The organism is Ralstonia sp. 110700041-2 (genome assembly GCF_056280165.1).
Window position 1 is genome coordinate 1 of the sequence record NZ_JBSFAI010000001.1, and the last position, 19,376, is coordinate 19,376.

General features: G+C 59.0%; 13 protein-coding genes. 9 read left to right on the plus strand and 4 right to left on the minus strand.

Going from position 1 to position 19,376, the window contains the following annotated elements:
- Positions 1-985 precede the first annotated feature (985 nt).
- The 3 genes from ACUXH0_RS00005 (at position 986) to ACUXH0_RS00015 (ending at position 6,170) form a co-directional block, all read left to right on the plus strand.
- On the plus strand, positions 986-1,669 hold the full coding sequence (locus ACUXH0_RS00005) for a type 1 glutamine amidotransferase domain-containing protein (RefSeq protein WP_004631575.1): 684 nt from the start codon (positions 986-988) through the stop codon (positions 1,667-1,669).
- Between the two features lie 614 nt (positions 1,670-2,283).
- Complete coding sequence (locus tag ACUXH0_RS00010) at positions 2,284-4,974, plus strand: excinuclease ABC subunit UvrA (protein ID WP_182593652.1); 2,691 nt, start codon at positions 2,284-2,286, stop codon at positions 4,972-4,974.
- A gap of 35 nt (positions 4,975-5,009) precedes the next feature.
- On the plus strand, positions 5,010-6,170 hold the full coding sequence (locus ACUXH0_RS00015) for a low temperature requirement protein A (RefSeq protein WP_182593650.1): 1,161 nt from the start codon (positions 5,010-5,012) through the stop codon (positions 6,168-6,170).
- Positions 6,171-6,941: 771 nt separating this feature from the next.
- Here ACUXH0_RS00015 and ACUXH0_RS00020 read toward each other — a convergent pair.
- Complete coding sequence (locus tag ACUXH0_RS00020; protein WP_259393653.1) at positions 6,942-7,136, minus strand: hypothetical protein; 195 nt, start codon at positions 7,134-7,136, stop codon at positions 6,942-6,944.
- Between the two features lie 384 nt (positions 7,137-7,520).
- Between ACUXH0_RS00020 and ACUXH0_RS00025 the strand changes: the two genes are divergently transcribed.
- The 3 genes from ACUXH0_RS00025 to ACUXH0_RS00035 all read left to right on the plus strand — a co-directional run bounded on the left by ACUXH0_RS00025 (position 7,521) and on the right by ACUXH0_RS00035 (position 11,457).
- Complete coding sequence (locus ACUXH0_RS00025) at positions 7,521-8,528, plus strand: GGDEF domain-containing protein (protein ID WP_310735943.1); 1,008 nt, start codon at positions 7,521-7,523, stop codon at positions 8,526-8,528.
- A gap of 286 nt (positions 8,529-8,814) precedes the next feature.
- The gene (locus ACUXH0_RS00030; protein ID WP_024541805.1) at positions 8,815-10,239 is read left to right on the plus strand and encodes an alkaline phosphatase family protein; all 1,425 of its coding nucleotides are present in this window, start codon (positions 8,815-8,817) and stop codon (positions 10,237-10,239) included.
- Positions 10,240-10,242: 3 nt separating this feature from the next.
- Positions 10,243-11,457: an alkaline phosphatase family protein gene (locus tag ACUXH0_RS00035; RefSeq protein ID WP_004631569.1), complete on the plus strand. Its 1,215-nt coding sequence runs from the start codon at positions 10,243-10,245 to the stop codon at positions 11,455-11,457.
- A gap of 91 nt (positions 11,458-11,548) precedes the next feature.
- Here ACUXH0_RS00035 and ACUXH0_RS00040 read toward each other — a convergent pair whose 3' ends face one another.
- The 3 genes from ACUXH0_RS00040 to ACUXH0_RS00050 all read right to left on the minus strand — a co-directional run bounded on the left by ACUXH0_RS00040 (position 11,549) and on the right by ACUXH0_RS00050 (position 13,636).
- Positions 11,549-11,710: a hypothetical protein gene (locus tag ACUXH0_RS00040; protein WP_249262951.1), complete on the minus strand. Its 162-nt coding sequence runs from the start codon at positions 11,708-11,710 to the stop codon at positions 11,549-11,551.
- Between the two features lie 429 nt (positions 11,711-12,139).
- Positions 12,140-12,589, minus strand: coding sequence for a hypothetical protein (locus ACUXH0_RS00045; RefSeq protein WP_024541803.1), 450 nt, complete (start codon positions 12,587-12,589; stop codon positions 12,140-12,142).
- A gap of 180 nt (positions 12,590-12,769) precedes the next feature.
- On the minus strand, positions 12,770-13,636 hold the full coding sequence (locus ACUXH0_RS00050; RefSeq protein ID WP_004631567.1) for a CHAD domain-containing protein: 867 nt from the start codon (positions 13,634-13,636) through the stop codon (positions 12,770-12,772).
- A 381-nt stretch (positions 13,637-14,017) separates the two neighbouring features.
- Here ACUXH0_RS00050 and ACUXH0_RS00055 point away from each other — a divergent pair, with 381 nt between their 5' ends.
- The 3 genes from ACUXH0_RS00055 (at position 14,018) to ACUXH0_RS00065 (ending at position 18,950) form a co-directional block, all read left to right on the plus strand.
- Positions 14,018-15,562, plus strand: a complete 1,545-nt coding sequence (locus ACUXH0_RS00055; protein ID WP_024541802.1) for a methyl-accepting chemotaxis protein — start codon at positions 14,018-14,020, stop codon at positions 15,560-15,562.
- A gap of 296 nt (positions 15,563-15,858) precedes the next feature.
- Positions 15,859-16,923: a porin gene (locus tag ACUXH0_RS00060; RefSeq protein ID WP_004631565.1), complete on the plus strand. Its 1,065-nt coding sequence runs from the start codon at positions 15,859-15,861 to the stop codon at positions 16,921-16,923.
- An 863-nt stretch (positions 16,924-17,786) separates the two neighbouring features.
- Positions 17,787-18,950 carry a GGDEF domain-containing protein gene (locus ACUXH0_RS00065; RefSeq protein WP_024541800.1) on the plus strand — a complete coding sequence of 388 codons (1,164 nt, stop codon included), beginning with the start codon at positions 17,787-17,789 and terminating at the stop codon, positions 18,948-18,950.
- Positions 18,951-19,376: the final 426 nt, after the last annotated feature.

Here is a 19,376-nt window from a genome sequence, read left to right on the forward strand (position 1 = left end):
TAATCTGTTCTTCGGTGAATCGCTTCTTCATGACCGTTCCTCTCTTGGGAACGGACTCTACATCGTCAACGTACTAATCGCGGGGAGCAGGTCAGGGCATCCTCATCAATCGGTCGCACAACGTACTGCTCAAGTTGCTCGACGACTTCCTCTCGGCCAGGGAACTCAGCTGCGGTCAAATCGGAGATGAGGTTTCTTTCGTCTGCCGAGGGCGGGCGAAAACTATTGAAGTTCCCACCTCTACGCTTTACGGGTCCCCTTACGGTCGCCCTCGTCAAGAGGGCACAAGGACGTTGCCACTCACTCAGACTCACCTCGACTGAGCCTAGGTTTGCGGCTTGGCCTCATCAGGCTCATAGCCCAGTCGCTCCCACCGCTCAACCTAAGCGGCAACTTCACCTACAGCGACATTCTTCGGGCCCCTTGACCCTGCAGTGACTTGGGCGGTCGAAGTGAATCTTCGGGACGAAAATCGCAATACCGAACTTCCGTTGCGCACGCGGTTTCAGCTTCGGTAGACGCTGAACGGCAGTTCGCGGTGATGACATGAAATTCCTTTCTCCATCCGAATGTTCAACACGGCTGGAAAGTGAGGGCTGTTGCGAGAATCCGTACGGGGGACAGCACTAAGCACGGCCTCGTATCTACAGTTCGCAATTCCTAAATTCGATGGCAGAGGCGCCCATACGGTAGATGCCATCCGTACTTGCGTTGGGTCACCGCGACCTTGCCTCTTTCAGGTTACCGATTGGTCGCGTTATGCGGAGCTTAGGAATTCGATACTGGCGGAACTGGAATCGACATGTTCCGGCGACCTCCGACCGTTCGATGCCGACGTGGTCAAGGGGCGGGGAAGAACACAGCACAAAAACCGGCAACACCCTCAGCGCTCCTGACAGCCGCCTATACTGCCAGAATGACTTGGGTCGACGACACCGCTCTTCGGCTCGTTGCAACGTGAATTGAACGGACTCGCGAGGTTGTCATGAAGATTCTGGTGGTACTGACTTCACACGACCAGCTCGGCGATACGGGCCGGAAAACCGGATTCTGGCTCGAAGAGTTTGCCGCGCCTTATTTCGTGTTCAAGGACGCAGGCGTCGAGATGACGCTCGCTTCGCCAAAAGGCGGCCAGCCGCCTCTCGACCCCAAGAGCGACGATCCGGATTCGCAAACCGAAGCAACCCGGCGTTTCAAGAACGATAACGAAGTGCAAGCGGCCCTGGCAAATACAGCGAAGCTCTCAACTGTCTCGGCCGCGGACTATGATGCCTTGTTCTATCCCGGCGGACACGGACCGCTCTGGGATCTGGCAGAAGATCCGCAGTCGATCTCATTGATCGAAACCATGTATGCGGCGGGAAAGCCGGTCGCCGCCGTTTGCCATGCACCCGGTGTGCTCCGTCATGCAAAGGCGCCCGATGGCTCTCCGCTCGTGCGCGATAAACCCGTAACCGGCTTTGCCAATTCAGAAGAAGCGGCCGTCGGTCTTACGGAAGTGGTGCCATTCCTCGTCGAGGACATGTTGAAGAAGAATGGAGGCAAGTATTCGAAGGGGCCGGATTGGCAATCCTATGTGGTCGTCGCGGCAAGCCTGATTACTGGACAGAATCCCGCCTCGTCGGAAGCAGCGGCAAAAGCGCTGCTCTCGAGGCTGAGCATGGCTTGATACGTCGCCGGAGTTGAAGGAGTGAGTCATGCAAAAGGAGAGTGGGCCAGCAGATCCGAAACCCGAAACCAATCGAAGGACGTGATACATGCGCCCGAGCCGAACCTGAACCGGCGCGCACCAAGCACTTTGCTTTGATCGCACAGGGAATCTTTTCAGAAAATCGGCGTCGCTGGCTGGTAGAAGCGCGAACGATGATCGTTTGATCATGTCATGGGGCTTTCTGTTGCTGTCCGTGTCAGCCCTGGCTGGTCCCCCTGATTGTCTAAAAAGAATGGAGGAGCCGCGTCATGCAATCTTCCCTTGAAGAACACATGCTCTTCGATATGACACAGTGCGGAATTCGTTGCAGGCATCCTCATGCTGGTCTCGCACATCATGTTTGAATCTTTAGGGATGGCTCTTTACAGTCTCGGCTGTCTGGGGAAATGTGCCGCTGTCATGCTGGCGCTTCGGGTTTAATTGAAGCGGTGAGGATGCCCCGACAATGCTGGCCGCAGCGGCCATCCCCGCCCTCGTTGCTCAACAACCTTCGAGCCCGAATAGCCTGTGCCGAGCGCCTTCATTAGTTTTCGCTCGATTAGCCGAGCCATGCTTATTCGTTACTCATCGATATGGACGCCATCCGCAACGAAGCTCGCTCGACGCCGGCGCAATCCGACGCACCCGCTTTCACCGGCTTCGTGTGCGTGCGCGGCGCTCGCGAACACAATCTGAAAAACATCGACGTGCAGATTCCGCGTGATGCGCTAGTCGTCTTCACCGGCGTGTCGGGATCGGGAAAATCGTCGCTGGCATTTGGCACGTTGTACGCCGAAGCGCAGCGGCGCTATTTCGAATCGGTCGCGCCGTATGCCCGGCGCCTGATCGAACAGGTCGGCGTGCCCGAAGTGGACGCGATCGAAGGCCTGCCGCCCGCGGTCGCATTGCAGCAGCAGCGAGGCACGCCGAGCGCGCGCTCGTCGGTTGGCAGCGTGACCACGCTGTCGAGTCTCGTGCGCATGCTCTATTCGCGCACTGGCGACTATCCGCCAAAGCAACCCATGCTGTTCGCCGAGGATTTCTCGCCAAACACGGTGCAAGGCGCCTGTCCGACTTGCCATGGACTCGGCCGCGTGTACGAGGTTACGGAAAAATCCATGGTGCCGGACGACTCGCTGACCATTCGCGAGCGCGCAATCGCTGCATGGCCGCCGGCCTGGCACGGACAAAATCTGCGCGACATTCTGGTGACGCTCGGCTACGACGTCGATAAACCGTGGCGCGATTTGCCGAAGAAAGTCCGCGACTGGATTCTCTTCACCGACGAACAGCCGACCGTGCCCGTCTACGCCGGCCTCACGCCGAAAGAAACCCGCGCCGCGCTAAAGCGCAAGGACGAACCGAGCTATCAAGGGACATTCTCCGGTGCGCGCCGCTATGTGCTGCACACGTTCGCGAACACGCAAAGCGCGCTGATGAAAAAACGCGTGTCGCAATTCATGGTCGGCAGCGTCTGTCCGACCTGCCATGGCAAGCGGCTCAAGAAGGAAGCGCTGTCGGTGAAGTTCGCCGGGCTCGATATCGGCGATTTTGCTCAGTTGCCGCTCGCCAGACTTGCCGAGATGCTCGAACCGATCGCGCGCGGAAAATGGCCCGAGCCGGATGCCGCTCATTCGGTCAAAGACGCCGCCAGAGGCAGCGTGCTCAGCAGGAGCGCCATGCGCGATGCCGTCGAAAAGCGGGTCGCCGCAGGCGGTTCCGCGCACAAAGCCTCGCCCGACGTGAGGCGCACGCCCAACCTGTCCGAGGAGAAGCGCGTCGCTGCCCAGCGTATCGCAGCCGAACTTCTAGAGCGCCTGACGACGCTGGTCGATCTGGGCCTGGGCTATCTCGCGTTGGAGCGCAGCACGCCCACGCTGTCATCCGGCGAAACGCAGCGCCTGCGACTCGCCACGCAGTTATCGTCGCAGTTGTTCGGCGTCGTGTACGTGCTCGATGAGCCATCAGCCGGTCTGCATCCCGCCGATAGCGAAGCACTCTTCAGCGCGCTGCAGGGATTGAAGGCGGCGGGCAATTCGCTGTTTGTCGTCGAACACGATCTGCAGATGATGCGGCGCGCCGACTGGCTGGTCGACGTCGGCCCCGCAGCGGGTGAGGCCGGCGGCTATGTGGTCTATAGCGGGCCGCCCGCCGGACTCGCGAAGGTGGAGGCGTCGCAAACGCGCCGGCATCTGTTCGCGCCGCCGGCGCCAGTCGAACGTATGCCGCGTAAACCTACCGGCTGGCTGCGGCTCGCCGGCATCACGCGCAACAATTTGCTCGGGCTCGATGCCGCGTTTCCGCTCGGCTGTCTGACTGCCGTCACAGGCGTGTCGGGCTCGGGCAAATCGAGCCTCGTGAGCCAGGCACTGCCCGAGCTGGTCGCTAGCCACCTTGGACGCGCCTTCGAAAACCCGGACAACGACGAGCAGGACCCGTTGTTCGCCGCCACCGCCGTGCCGACCGGAGGCCGCATCACAGAAGGGATGGACACCGTGCGGCGACTCGTGCGCGTCGATCAGAAACCGATCGGCCGCACGCCGCGTTCCAACCTTGCCACTTACACGGGCCTGTTCGACCATGTGCGCAAGCTGTTCGCCGACACGCCGCTCGCCCGCAAGCGCCGCTACAGCGCGGGCCGCTTTTCGTTCAACGTGGCGCAAGGCCGTTGCCCGACTTGTGAAGGCGAAGGCTTTGTCAGCGTCGAACTGCTATTTCTACCGAGCGTCTACGCGCCCTGCTCGACATGTCACGGCACGCGCTACAACGCGCAGACGCTGGAAGTCACGTGGCGCGATAAAAACATCGCCGAGGTGCTCCGCCTGACCGTCGACGCCGCCTGCGACTTCTTCGCCGACGAAGCCAGCGTGATGCGCGCGTTGAACGTGCTGCGCGACATCGGCCTGGGCTATCTGCGGCTCGGCCAGCCGGCCACCGAACTGTCCGGCGGCGAAGCCCAGCGCATCAAACTCGCCACCGAACTGCAACGCGCGCAGCGCTCCGACACGCTGTATATCCTCGACGAGCCGACCACCGGCCTGCATCCCGCCGACGTGGACCGGCTCATGGTGCAACTCCAGGGACTCGTGGATGCCGGCAATACCGTCGTGGTGGTCGAACACGACATGCGGGTGGCCGCGCAGAGCGACTGGGTTATCGACGTCGGCCCGGGCGCCGGCGACGCCGGCGGCAAGATCGTGGCGAGCGGCACACCAGTGGAGATCGTGCGCGCGAAGGAAAGCCGCACCGTCGAGTATCTGCGGCAGTACCTCAACAACCACTGAAGATTGGTGCGCTAGCATTACTTGTTAGGCCCAAAATGCAGAACACAAAATATTTCGAACTCAATCGCCGTGCCACCTGGCTCGAGTTGTTCTTCGACCTGATTTTTGTGGTGGCGATCGGTGACGTAACGAATATCCTGAACCACACGCACGAGGGTCATCTTGACCCACCCCAGTTCTGGCAATACGTCCTCGCTTTCATACCCTTGTGGTGGATTTGGGTCAGCCACACGATGTATGCCAACCGGTTCGACGCGGATGACCGGAAGCATCGGCTCGCAACCCTGTTCATCATGTTCCTGATGATTATCATCTCAGGCTTGATCGACCAACGATTCCTGGCCAGCTTTGAGGCCATCATCGTCTGCTACGCTTGTTCGAAATACATCATCGCCATGATGTATTTCGTATCGAAGCAACGGCATAAGGAAAGCGTGCATCTCACAACGGCAGTTGGGTGGGTGACCCTCGCTGGCGCCACCATCAGCCTCGCTTCGATCCTGTTCCCGGCGCCACAGCGATATGTCGTGTTTTACCTTGGAATACTGTTCGATCTGGTTGCGTTCCTCTTTTTTTTGCCCCGTCATCTCCAGGGTATCCCAGTGCATACCGAACACCTGATCGAGCGTGTGGGCCTGCTCACGCTCATCTTACTGGGAGAGTCCGTTATCAGCCTGTCGGCGGGACTGGCCAATATTAGCTGGACTGTGGTGAGGCTGATGACCGCCGCCACCGGCTTCGTGACGATATCCAGCATCTGGTGGGTCTACTTTGACAGTTTTCACCTGTTGTCCAGACAGAAGCTCGCGACCGGTCATTCGGTCGCGTATTCGCATCTTTTTGTTTTCATCGGCCTGTCGATCCTGGCGAGCCTGATCCGGCATGCGATCCTGGACGACATGCAGGTATCCGATTTCCGGATACTGTTGGTCATCGGCACGGTCTGCTTTTTCATTGGCAGGCAGTACGCCTATTTCATGGAGCGTCCTGAGTTGCGGCGCCAGTTGGTCGTCAACACCCTGGTCGTGTTTGTGTTGACCGGGCTTGCCCTGCTATTGCCCAGAACCAGTTACATCCTGCTTGGCCTGACCGCTACGGTGATTTGTTATGCTTTCCTCAGTCTCAAATACCTGACCGTCCCCCGTGGGCGTCAGGATCATCCACGCAACAGCGCTATCACGGGAGACCAGCCATGAGCGACACAGCAAGTTCGGGTGCGATGCGGATGGCGTCCCAAGTTATCTGTGTCGAAGTAAAACGAGTCGAAACGGCCGGACTTCTGGCGGTTGTCGACGGCGAATATAGGCGCGAGCCCCTGCATCCTGCTACCGGCGTTGTACGTTGGATCAACCTGCTGTCTAATAGACAACGTCGCTGTCTATTAGAGAACGCCGAAGTAGGCCGTTCGGCACATTCCTACGACCCGAAGCTTAATTCATTGGAAGGTCGGAGGCAGTTCCATTAGGGCCAAAGATTTCAGCCCTGCCCGTGGCTCTATGCCCTACCGCCTGAGCCGAGCAGCAGCATGCGTCGTCATGATCAGTAGGTAGACGGTCCAATGACGAACTCGCGACTCGGGACGCTCTGCTACAACGTCCCAAGACCCGCATTGCGCGGGCCTCAACGGGAAGAAATCCGTTTGGACAGGTTATGCCTTATTCCGTCCCATTGGGCCAAGTTGTGCTTTATGGCCTAGCGCCAAGCCAGACTAAGCCCCTGTGCAGCCGGCCACGTTATGCTTTATTCGTCGGCCACGTTATGCTTTATCGGCACGGCGCACCTTAACGGGCGGGTCTTCAAACGGTCGCAAAACCGATGGGCAAAAAAAGCTGACGTTTGCGCGTCGGCTTTTTTCATTGCGGTTACGCTTCGGCGACCTTCAGTCCGCCTCCATACGATCCCGCGCTTCCTGCAGCAAGGTGATAACCCCTCTAACGCTGCCAAGCGCCTCTTGCGGACACGCTTTCTTATTTCGCGAAAATTGATCGCTCCCCTTCGCTGAGGATTTCCTGGCATGCGGCATCAATCGCATCTCGGGCTTTTTCCACGCTCTGCTCGCCCCGGCGTCGCATATGCTGCCGCCAGCGCTCCAGTTGACCACGAATATCGTCCCAGACCAAGGTTCGACGCGGGGCGCGCTGCGCTGTGCGATGAAACAGCATGGTCACTTGTTTGCAAGTGTCGGCCGGTGGGGACCGGTTCTTCAGAGCGGCGTCAGTACTTTGGCAAGTGATCCCAGCGATCTGAGGAAGCGCTGGCAATGTAGGCATGCCGCGATGCTTGAGCCAGTGATGTACCGTAACGTAGATGAACGACGTCAATATATATGTGCCCCCCTCGAGAGGGGGGACGCCCTACATCCACCAACGTCGGTAATCAACGGTTCGATTTGGTTTGCGCGGTCGCGCAACCCCACCAATTAACTACGTTGGCAGATGAACCGAAGCGCCTGCGCATCAACTACACTCGGCCAAAACAAGAAAGGTTGTGGTTTGCGAATTCATATGAGATGGGCAGATTTACTTGGCGTAAGCGGAGCCCGGCGTTTGAGCACCGTTGAAAGGCTGCCGGAGTATGAGCAAGCGCTGTTGCGGGTCTATCTAGGCCCGTTCCCCTTCCTGGCCTATACAGTCGTTGCACTCATCCAACCAACGCCTGAGGCATACCGAACGCTATTGGTATGTCTTTTTTATGCCGTATTCAGCGTCGGTACGTATTTGGCTGTCAACACAGTGTCCGCCCCATCGCGCACGCGCTTAGTGACGACCACCGTCATGGACCAGGCGTCGGTGGTGATGATTCTTGCCGCAGGAGGCCGGATTGCATTGCCCATGCTTTGGGCCTTTTTCTGGTTTTTGGTAGGCGCAGGGTGTCGCCATGGCAAGCGCATGTTGGCACTCTCCTGTACTGTCGCGCTTGCTGGCATTGTCACGCTCATGCGATGGGCACCGTGGTGGCAAGAGAATTTTTCCGCCGCGCTGGGCATCGCCTTTGGGGTTACCGCAACCTCGATCTACTTGTCAGTGCTGGTCAACAGGCTCGAGAAGCGAGCCGCTACCGACCCTTTGACGGGTCTGAGCAATCGCAAGAGCCTTGAGAAGGCCGTCGCACGCGTCCTTTCTGCTCAAGACGGGGAAGCGTACCGAACGGCTCTGTTGCTCATTGATTTGGACGGATTCAAACAAGTCAACGATGCATATGGGCACGGAGTAGGAGACTTGCTGCTGCAACGCTTTGCCCATGCCTTGCAAGCTCGGATGCGCCGGGGCGATACGCTCTCCCGCTTGGGAGGCGACGAGTTTGTGATTCTGGCGCGCGACCTTTATAGCAAGACAGACGCGCAAGCCATTGCAGATGAAGTCCAATCGGTACTGAATGCGATTCAAACCGTTGATGGGCATCCGGTTTCTGTGTCGGCCAGCATCGGCGTCTACCTGTTTTCAGCCGACACGCGAGACGCCCCACTCGACATCCCCGCCATCATGCGTCGCGCAGATAGTGCGATGTATCGCGCGAAGACCTCTGGCAAGAACCGGACTGTGTTCATCGACTAGCGTTTCCTCTGTGATAGCGGGTGAGCTGACAACTCGCTCGCCTCCAACTGCGATTCCGCTGCCGTTGCCAGATTTTTATCCCGCGCCCGTCCGCCAGGCGTTGCATACCCGCACCTAATCTCGAAGCAGTCTTGACGACGTGTGCACCACACGCCGCATCCAGACCGTTTGAATAAGAGCCACGACTCTACTTCGCGATCCTGTCACATGATGGTCCGAGCACCACTGCTACTGTCCGCGCGTTCTAGGGATGCCCTCAGGGCGATAAATAAGCAGGAGAAGTAGCGTGACTCAGAAGATTTCAACGGTGCGTTTCCAGACGCGCCGCCGATTGCTTGGTGCGGCGGCCGCAACGCTCGCCGGTGCCGGCTTGTCTGCATGTGGCGGAGGCGGCGATGGCAGCCTCTCGGGGGATTCAGGTGGCGCCTCATCTACGGGCAGCGCGCCCGTGCCAACCCAGTTGGTGCCACCGGTCTTGCCCGGTCCTGCGCAGTCGGGTATCGACCACGTCGTGCTGGTGGTGATGGAAAACCGATCGTTCGACCACTATCTGGGCTGGCTGCCAGGCGCCCACGGAAAGCAGGCTGGACTCCAGTTCATCGACGCCTTTGGCAATCCGCAGAATTCGTTCCGCCTCGCGACTGATCCCAAGTATGGTTTCCAGGGCTGCGGCTTTGCCGATCCGGATCACAGCTACGAGGGAGCGCGCACCCAGCTCAATGGCGGGAAGATGGACGGATGGTTGCTCACGGCCGACACAAACAAGACGCCTGGCGACCTGTTTCCAATCGGCTACTACCAGGCCGAGGATTTGTCTTTCTTCGGATCCGCCGCTCGCGATTGGACGGTATGCGACAGCTACCACTGCGGCATTCTGGCGGAGACGTATCCGAACCGGTTTTACTTGATGTGTGGCGAGACTGACCGGTTACACAACTCCAATGCAACCTGTTCGCTCCCGACGATCTTCGATCGCTTTGCCGAAAAGGGCGTGTCGGCCAACTATTACTTCAGCGACGTGCCGTTCACGGCGCTGTTTGGCGCCAAGTATCTCAATACCTCCAAACCGTTCGCAACGTTTTTGACGGACGCCGCAGCCGGCACCCTACCTGCATTCTCATACGTCGATCCGCGCTTTACCGGGGAGAACCCGCAAGGCGTATCGGCCGATGATCACCCGAACTCGGATATCCGCAACGGACAGGTCTTTCTCAATCAAATCTATGATGCCGTGCGTAATGGTCCAGGTTGGCAAAAAACGCTGCTGATCATCACCTACGACGAGTGGGGCGGCTTCTTCGACCACGTGCCGCCGTTCAAGCGCCCGGTGTCTGCCGCAGAGACACAGTTGGGCAACGACGGCTACCTCGGCTTCCGTGTGCCGATGGTGCTGATCGGGCCCCGGGTCAAGCGTGGGCACGTCAGTCATTGGCCGCTCGACCCGAGTTCAATCCATCAGTTGCTAACCTGGCGCTTCGGGCTGAACGCCCTCGGCGCGCGTGGCGGGCTGCCGGACACCAATTCGATCGCCTACGCGCTCGACTTCGTCGCTCAGCCAAACCTGTCTGCGCCGGCTTACTCGGTCCCGCAAGGTCCGTTCGGGGGCGTGTGCTCCGGCTCCATCACCGGCAGCGTCCCCGGCATCAGCGGCGTTCCTGGCATCAGCTCCCTTCGCACGATCGCCACCTCGTTGGGCTTTCCTCTTCCTTGAATCATGGCCATCATGCGACTTTCCAAATTGAACTGGCTGACCAGCGGCATCCTCGCAACCTTCCTCGCCTGCCTGCTGACGGGCTGCGGCGGCGCGAGCGATGCAGCCAACTCGACAGGTGGGCCTTCGGCAGCAGTGTCGCCGGCTCCAGTCTCGCCACCCGCGCAGGCCCCAGTGACGCCAACCGCAAGCCGGATCGGCCATGTGTTCGTCATCGTGCTGGAGAACAAAGGCTATACCCAGACTTTCGGCTCTGGCAGCCAAGCGCCTTACCTCGCAAACACGCTGACGAGCCAAGGCGCGTTGCTGACTCAGTACTACGGTACCGGCCACAACAGCAACGATAACTACCTGACCATGATCAGCGGTCAGGCACCCAATGCGCAGACCCAGGCTGACTGCCAGTACTACACCGACTGGTTGGGCACCATGAGCCCCGATGCCAACGGGCAGGTGACTGGAACCGGCTGTGTCTACCCTGCCGCCATCGGCACGATCGCCAGCCAACTGGATGCCAAAGGGTTGGCTTGGCGCGGCTATATGGAAGACATGGGCAACGATCTCACGCGCGACGGCAGATCGACCTGCTCCCACCCCGCCCTCAATGGCAAGGACGGCACGCAGTCCGCCATCGCGACGGACGGATACGCGACGCGCCACAACCCGTTCATGTATTTCCACTCCGTGATCGACAACCAGTCGTATTGCGACAGTCATGTGGTGCGGCTCGATTCGCTGGCCACCGATCTGAACAGCGTTGCAACCACGCCCGCGTTCTCCTTCATCGTGCCAAACCTGTGCAACGATGGTCACGACGAGCCCACCTGCGCGGACGGCAAGAGCGCAGGCGGACTGCCGGCGGTCAACCGGTTCCTGCAGGCCTGGGTGCCGCAGATCATCAACTCACCGGCGTTCCAGTCCGATGGCCTGCTGATCATCACGTTCGACGAAGCGGATACGAATGACACCTCGGCCTGCTGCGGTGAGCCGACTGGGCCAAACTCGGTCGCGCCGGGCCTGACCGGCCCTGGCGGTGGCCGCGTCGGCGCGGTGGTGCTCTCCCCCTTCGTCAAGCCGGGCACGGTCAGCAATACGCCCTACAATCACTATGCCCTGCTCAAGAGCATCGAGGACGTTTTCGGGTTATCGCATCTTGGCTATGCTGGCATGAACGGCCTGCAGGGCTTTGGCAGCGACGTGTACAGCGCCGCGCGCTGATCTCTCCCGCGATGCCGTCGCGATCGACATCGGGCTGGCCAAAAAGACTACGGCGAGATGCCCTCGGTGGCTGAGGGCATGCGCCAAGCTGTCAGATGGGCGTCTGCGGCTCCGTCTGCCCCCCCTCAAGGAACGCCGGGAACCACCGCTCGGCGATCACACGACCCTCGCGCATGCCTGCGGCGATCGCTGCATCGGCCGAATCAAGATCGGCGGACACACGATGGAGCCGCTGCATCTGCGGATAGGACATGGCACCGTCCCGTGGTGCGCAGATAAACCCTGTGTATGCGTATCTGAATCCGGAGCCCCTGCCGAGCACGGCCAGCACCTGTATTGAGCAGCCCCTGAACTGCTGAATTGCCCACTGCTGCATTCCAGCGCCCCCAAGTATTCATCGCTGTCTTGATATTGTCGGCAGGCGACGGCTGCAAGGCAATTGTCGAAGACTTACATTACATGTATGACATTTTTGTCATTGCTTTCATGTAACTTAATTCAAAGAAGATAGGTCGGGTTTTTCCTCCTCGTGCGCAGCCAAGATGGCTGCGTTTTTTTTGCCGATTCGGTGTTCAGGGGTCCGCTGTAGGTTCGCACCTGTAGGGGGCAAGGGGGCAGTTCGCGTATGCCGGTCCATACAAGCGCTGATTGGCAGATCGTCGTCAGCGTGAATACCGCACCATCAATCCTTTGCTGGTCGGCCCGTCTTCACAGACTCTAGTTTCGCTACGACGGCGAGCAGACGATTCGCCGGCATCGCGGCCAGTAGGTTGACTCCAGCGCGCAAGAGTTCGCTCTTCTTGACCTTCCTACCACCTGCGAGACACCTCTCCTTGATCTCGGCGAGCATTCGATAGTCTGATTCCGGCATCGTGAAACTGTCCCGCACAACCTTGGTTTTCTTCGGCTTCTCCGGTGCCATCTCTCCCGCTGGGGTAGCCACGCTGGCAGCACGCTTTATCTTCTTCTGGTTCTTCTCTTGCCCGGTTGGCAATGCCGCCGGCTTGGCCGAGCTTTGTTTGGTTGCTCGCGCGCCTGCGCTCGCTTCAGATTTGGTTCGGCCAGTCTTTGCTGTCGCACTGGACGATGCGTTCTCAGCCACTGCCGCTTGCTTTGCCATTTCGAGTTCCATCTGGTGCCCCCTTTTCTGATGTGTACTGAAACAGTATATATAGTTTCCGACGGGCAAAAAATTTGAACACACCGATCAGGCTGAGGCCCGACGCCTCCTGACAAAGCTCGGACCGGATCTTGCCCACTGCTTCTGTGGATAAGTGACTGCACCTCCCCGACCGGTGCTCCAAGTAGAACCTCAGCGCTCGCAAGGAAGACACCCTAATGCGGCAATAGCAGCACGACGTCGGGCCTTCTTCTCCTTTCTAAGCCATTGCACAAACAGTTCGTGGGCTGTCGCGTACTCCGGCCTGACGGGGACTTGGGAGATGTAGGTTGCCCCGACAACCACGTCGTTCAGCTCTCCTAAAGCGTCTTGAAGCTGTTCCAGTCGGCGAATTCGTTTGATGTCCTTCTTTCCCAACACGGGCGAGAAGAACTCAAGCAGGTAACGCAGTCGCTTGATTTGGATACGCGTCTGATGCAATTCCTGCAAGCCACCATTCGACGCGCGACGAAGCGCTCGATTCACCCGCCTGGACGCCGCTGCAATACTGGCGGGCGCAAACTTTCCGAGCGTCTCGCTGGTCTCTGGCTGTGCCTGCGTTGCGTTGCCAATCGCTTCTCTAAAGTCAGCCATCAGCTTCTCAGGCCCGATGCCTTCGAAGGTAACGCGGCTCTCGGCACGCGCGCGCTGCCTGATGTCTTCCAACGCCTCCAGCAAGATCAAGGCAGAGGGCTGGCTCGGCGGAACGGCAGCGCGCAACAGCACGTTGACGATGATGTCCCAGTTCCTCGGCGGCCCAATTTGAGCCGCAACATCCGCTAGCCTGCATCGCCAGTCATCGGCCAGCGCCTTCGGAAGCAGGTCCCGATAGGCCCACAACAGCGCCCGCAGTCTACGGATGGCGACTCTCATCCGATGACCGATCTCGGGGTCGTTGCTCCGTAGATACTCTGGTGCCCAGTGCTCGACGATTGCGATCTCAGGCGTGGCCAGCCGAGAGAGCATCGACAGGGCCTGTGCTTCGGCATGCAAAGGAGATGATGCGGCGGAGTTGACCATCAGAATTGCCCATTGAGATCAGAGCACCGGTCGCAGCGAGCAGCCCAATCTCCCAATTGAATCGATGCGCGGCTTGCTGACACACACATGCAGTCTCATCACTCCATTGAGAGGTAGGAGCCAAGCCGGAGACGTTGGCCACCAGACTATCAGCCCACTGTAGACGAGTCCTCGGCACTGGCCTTGACACCTATCAACCGTAAATATAGAGGACACGGCGCGGGCGCGTCGCGCTTCAACAGCGGCAGGGTGGTAGACGGCGCACATATTTTCGCAGCAATAGTGCACTGCAAAAATTCATCTTAAGTGGCACGCAGATTGGCCGATAAGAAGACGTCCAGGCGAGGACCAGGTCTCGCCGAACTCGTCTTACCCGTCATCATGAAACTGTCGATCAAACTGCCCCTCGCCTTTGGTATTGCGCTGCTGCTGATGTTCTCCGGAGCAATCTACGGAATCGCTTCGCTCAACCACTCCATCGTTGAATACAACACCACCGTGCAGGCCCGCGTCGCCGATGAGCGGGCGGTGACGAAAATGCTCGTTACCTTCAAAACGCAAGTGCAGGAGTGGAAGGACACGCTTCTGCGTGGTGAAGACCCAGTCAAGCTGGACAAATATTGGGCGGCCTTCCTGAAAGGTGAGCAGGCTGTTTCTGATCAGGCAAAGGCGCTGCAGGATTCGCTTCCACCTGGCAAGAGTCGAGACCTGATCAAGCAATTTGCCGAAGCGCATGTCGCCATGGGCGTCGGCTACCGAAAGGGCCACGATATGTTCGTCGCCGCCTCGTTCGACCCTACGGTTGGCGACAAGGTCGTAGCCGGGGTCGATCGCGAGCCAGCACGCCTGCTGGATGAAGCGGCTCAAGAGATCGCGAAGGAAAGCATCGCCGTATCAGCCAAAACGGCTGAAGCCGCGCACACCGCATTGGTCGTCAGCTCCGCACTGATGCTCGTGGCATTCGGGCTGGGGCTGGCCGGCGCTTTCATATTCAGCCGCACCATTACGAAGCCACTTGCCCGCGCGGCGGATGTGGCCAGCGCGGTTTCGCATGGCGATCTAGCCAAGCCGTTTGACTCACGCGGCACAGACGAGATCGGTCAATTGCTCCATGCCCTCAAGCAGATGCAAACCAACCTTGCCAACGTGGTGAGCGAAGTGCGTCGGAATGCCGAAGGCGTTGCCGCTGCCAGCTCACAGATTGCTGCGGGCAACCTGAATCTTTCGTCGCGTACGGAAGAACAGGCGGCGTCGCTGGAAGAGACCGCCGCGAACATTGGGGAGCTGACCTCAACCGTCCGACGCAATTCGGAGAGCGCCGTGCAGGCCTCCTCGCTCGCGGGGCACGCTTCCGACACCGCAGCACGCGGCGGCAAGGTCATGAACGAAGTTGTGCAGACCATGCAAGGCATCTCTGAGAGCTCTGCGAAGGTGGGCGAGATCATTGGTGTCATCGACAGCATTGCCTTCCAGACCAATATCCTGGCCCTCAACGCTGCAGTTGAAGCGGCCCGTGCCGGCGAGCAGGGCCGGGGCTTTGCCGTCGTGGCAGGCGAGGTGCGCACGCTCGCGCAGCGTAGCGCCTCGGCAGCCAAGGAAATCAAGGGCTTGATCAGTCAATCCACAGAGCGCGTGGAAGCGGGGGCGCGGTTGGTGCACGAAGCCGGCACCATCATCGATGACATCGTCACCTCGGTGCATCGCGTGACGCAGATCGTTGGCGAGATTTCCGCAGCTTCGGCCGAGCAAAGCACCGGTATCGATCAAGTGAACGTTGCCGTGGGCCAGATTGAAGAAGTCACCCAGCAGAATGCGGCATTGGTGGAAGAGGCGTCGGCTGCCGCGCATGCCATGGCCGAGCAGGCCGATTCACTGCGCCGCGCGGTTGCAGTCTTCAAGCTCAGGGACAGCGCGGTGGGCGCCTGACGAACAGGCCACGCGGTATGCAGGAATCTGCGGATGGCATCACCTGCTCATCGAGTTGCTGAGCGCAGGGCTTGATGCTGGCAAGCGCACTGCAGCCTGTCTTTCGAGTAGCGCAATACTCGGATCGATTATTTCTAAAAAAGAAACATTAAAGAGCCGTTCATCTGGATTGTTTACTTATTGCTGTCACATAACTGACGCATTATCTCGCCTTAGCGTTCGGGGGCGCGTTCATTAGCTGGTTACGACAGGCCCCATCGCAGATTCATTCGTTCAAACAGCAATTGAGGCTAACAGTGAAAAAAACTCTCCTCGCAGTGACAATCGCGGCCGGCACCGTGCCTGCCGCCGCATTTGCGCAGTCGTCGAATGTCACGCTTTACGGCATTGTTGACGCCGGCGTCAGCTATCAAAGCCACGTGAAAGGCGGTGCCAACAGCAACGGCTCGGTCACCGCGCTCACCTCTGGTGGACTATCTGGGTCGCGCTGGGGCATCCGTGGCGCTGAAGATCTGGGGAATAACCTGAAGGGTATCTTCGTATTGGAAAGCGGCTTTGACATCGACACCGGCAAATCTGCGCAGGGTAGTCGGTTGTTTGGTCGCCAGGCCTACGTAGGCTTGCAGGGCGATTTCGGCGCCGTCACGCTGGGGCGTCAGCAAAACGCGCTGTACGACCTGTTCGCAGCTTACGATCCGATGGCCGTTGGACCGAACTACTCGCTGAATTCGGTGGACAACCAATTCAATGGCCGCGCCGACAATGCAGTCAAATACACGGGTAAGTTCGGCGGGTTGACTGCGACGGGTTTCTATAGCTTCGGGCGCGACAGCAATTCCGGACTCGGCGGTGAGGTCCCAGGCAGCTTCAAGGTCGGCAAGAACTATGGCGCGGGCGTAGCTTACGCAAATGGTCCGCTTTCGGTGGGTGTCGCCTATGACCAGTACCAGGGCAGCACCATTGCTGCCTCAGCACTCGATGCCAAACGCGCTGCCATTGGCGCGTCTTATGCAGTAGGCGATGCCAAGGTGTTTGCTGGTTATCGCTGGTTGCGCGATGAAGTCACGACCGGCACTGCACGCCACGACAATCTTTACTGGCTCGGCGCGCTCTACAAACTTACCCCTGCGTTCACTCTGACGGGCGCTGCCTACTATACGAACGCACGTACCGACAGCAACAGCTCCTGGATGTTCGTGCTGAACGCGGACTATGCGCTGTCCAAGCGTACCGACGCCTACGCGCTGATCGGCTATGTGAACAACAAGGGAAACGCAACTTATGGCGTGACTGGCACGGCTAACACGCTGCCGGGTCAGAACCAGACTGGCGCGATGGTTGGCGTGCGTCACCGCTTCTAATTCAGCCCAATAAGGCAGGTCGACGCGTCGGGGGACGTGTCGCCGCTAGATCATATCGACCTTGACTTGTCACCGGGTTCAAGGACGTTTGGCCGGCGCTTTCGCCGGCCATTTTTTTTGGAACGCGGCAGGCGCCACACTCTTAACGAGATGCGCTGCAGGACCGCTGCTACGCACCTATCCGGGCAGGGCTGCCGTCGTTTCGAGCGGTTAAGACGTGACGACGGAAGATTCCCAGCTCAATGGGGGCGAGGATCGTCCGCTGCGCTTGGAGCCTGGGTGTCTCGTGAATGTTACTTTCAGGCCGGGAAGAAACCTCCCTCTGCCAAGCCCGACCAACCGTTAGCACGAGGCATACGCCATCGACCCACGACGCTCCACCCGATGCCGTAGCAGCGTCTTAAACCGACACGCTGATAGACGGCGCTCTTTTCTTGGTCCGTCATGGCGCTTTGCATTGCTGAAAACAGTATTAAGTGGCACGCAAATTAGTCGATAAGAGGACGTAGAGGCTGAGACCCTGCCCGGCCGTCATCGCCTTACCCAACACCATGTACCTGTCGAGCAAGTCAGCACGGCCGTCGATCGGATCGAGGAGGTCACAGAGCGGAATGCAGAACTGGTAGAAGAGCGTTAGGCCGCCGCTCATACAATGGCCGAGCAGGCCGATGCACTGTGTCGCGCGGCCAATCTTCAAGCTCGGGAACAGCACGGTGCGGTGGCCGCTTGAGAGCCACGCAACTGCTATTCCCAAAATCTAGCAACAGAATCGCCTGCCAGCGGATTCGTTCGTTCTGCGCTCAGTTGTCGAATACGGTTTTGCTCCTCTTGTTTCGCCAATTTTTTGTCACCACCCCGATCTCATGCTCAGCCCCCTCATTCTGGTAGGTATTGTGATCATGTCTTGCCTGATGAGCGTCGCCATCCTTGGTTCGCTGCTTCGGACTGGGGTGATGGGTATAGGTCGCTGGTGCTTAGCTCATGCACTGTTGGCCACTGCTTTGGCGTGGATGTTGGTCGCCGGTACTCAGCCAGGACAGTTCACGACCATTGGGGCTGCGTTGATTGCGGTGACGGCCATGCTGTTGCTCGTGCAGGGGATGCGGCAGTTCTTCGGCATGAGTTACGTACGGCACGACGAAACTGCGGCATTCGCCATCGCCTTCGCAGCGTTGGTGTACTTTACTTACGTGTCGCCGAACTTCGGTGCGAAGATCGCGCTCGTCTCCATTTTGCTCGCTTATTCACGAATCGCTGTGGGTACGTTGGCGCTGCGTCACGCGCCGCGTGACGGTGCGCGCTACCCATATCGATTCGTTGCGGCGGCCGCCTATCTGGGCGCGTTATTCCATATCGCGCGGGCCGTCGCTGGAGGCTTCGGTGTGCCGCAAATGGCTCTTCTGGATCCCTCGCCCTGGAACGTTCTGTTTCTCGGGCTCGCAATTGTCACGTTGCCGTGCCTGTCAACCGGGATGGTGATGCTTGCACATGATCAGCTCGCGCGAAGAATGGAACAGCTCGCGAGTATCGACGAACTGACCGGTGCACTGATGCGACGAGCCTTCATCGAAAAGGCGAACGCGGTGCTTCGCGAAGCGGTTGCAAAGGGCAAGCCGGTATCGATCGCCATTCTGGACATCGACGAATTCAAAGCCGTCAACGACGCTTTTGGCCATGCAGTCGGAGATCGGACCCTTAGACACGTCGCATCTGTTGTGACCGCACGACTGCGGTCGAGCGACCTTTTCGGGCGTCTAGGCGGGGAGGAATTCGCGATTATTTGTGTGGATGCACAAAAGGCAGACGCAGCGGCGTTGATAAACGAACTGCGGCTTGCCGTCGAACGATCGCCAACAGAAGGCGTCCGCTGCACATTCAGCGCCGGGGTCGAATGCGTCATGCCCGGAGATACGTTGGAGGTTGCCTTGGCGCGGGCTGACGCGGCACTGTATCTGGCAAAAGCCACAGGGCGCAATCGAGTCGTCACGGCGCCAGAAGTCGAAGAGCGCGACGTTGAAACGCATTGAACCGCAGCCACTTTGAAATCCAATCTACTGAATCACGATGGCCGAACTGTGGTTTTACGATGACCATCGCATAACTTCCCGACTCGAAACCAGTTCAGCTAGGTGGCTTTCAACGGAGAGTACGCTTCTCCCCTCTAATGGGTGGTTAAGTTTCTTTTCAATCCACTGATAATGAAAGAACGTAGAATATTCAATGGTTCCCTATTGTTGCGTGCTCTGCGTTTTCTGACGCTCTTCCGGAGGGATGAAGGCGTCTGCGCCCGAGTCGTGTGCAGGGGCGCTTTTTTTCTATCAGAAGCAAACGTTTGACTCACATGAGAAGGCCGACGTCCTACTCTCATCAGGGAGCGTCGTGGAGCGATGCTAGCTAGAAAAGCCCCAGAGGCTCCGCCGCCCATCCCAGCTGTAAGTTACGCCCTCTGCCCG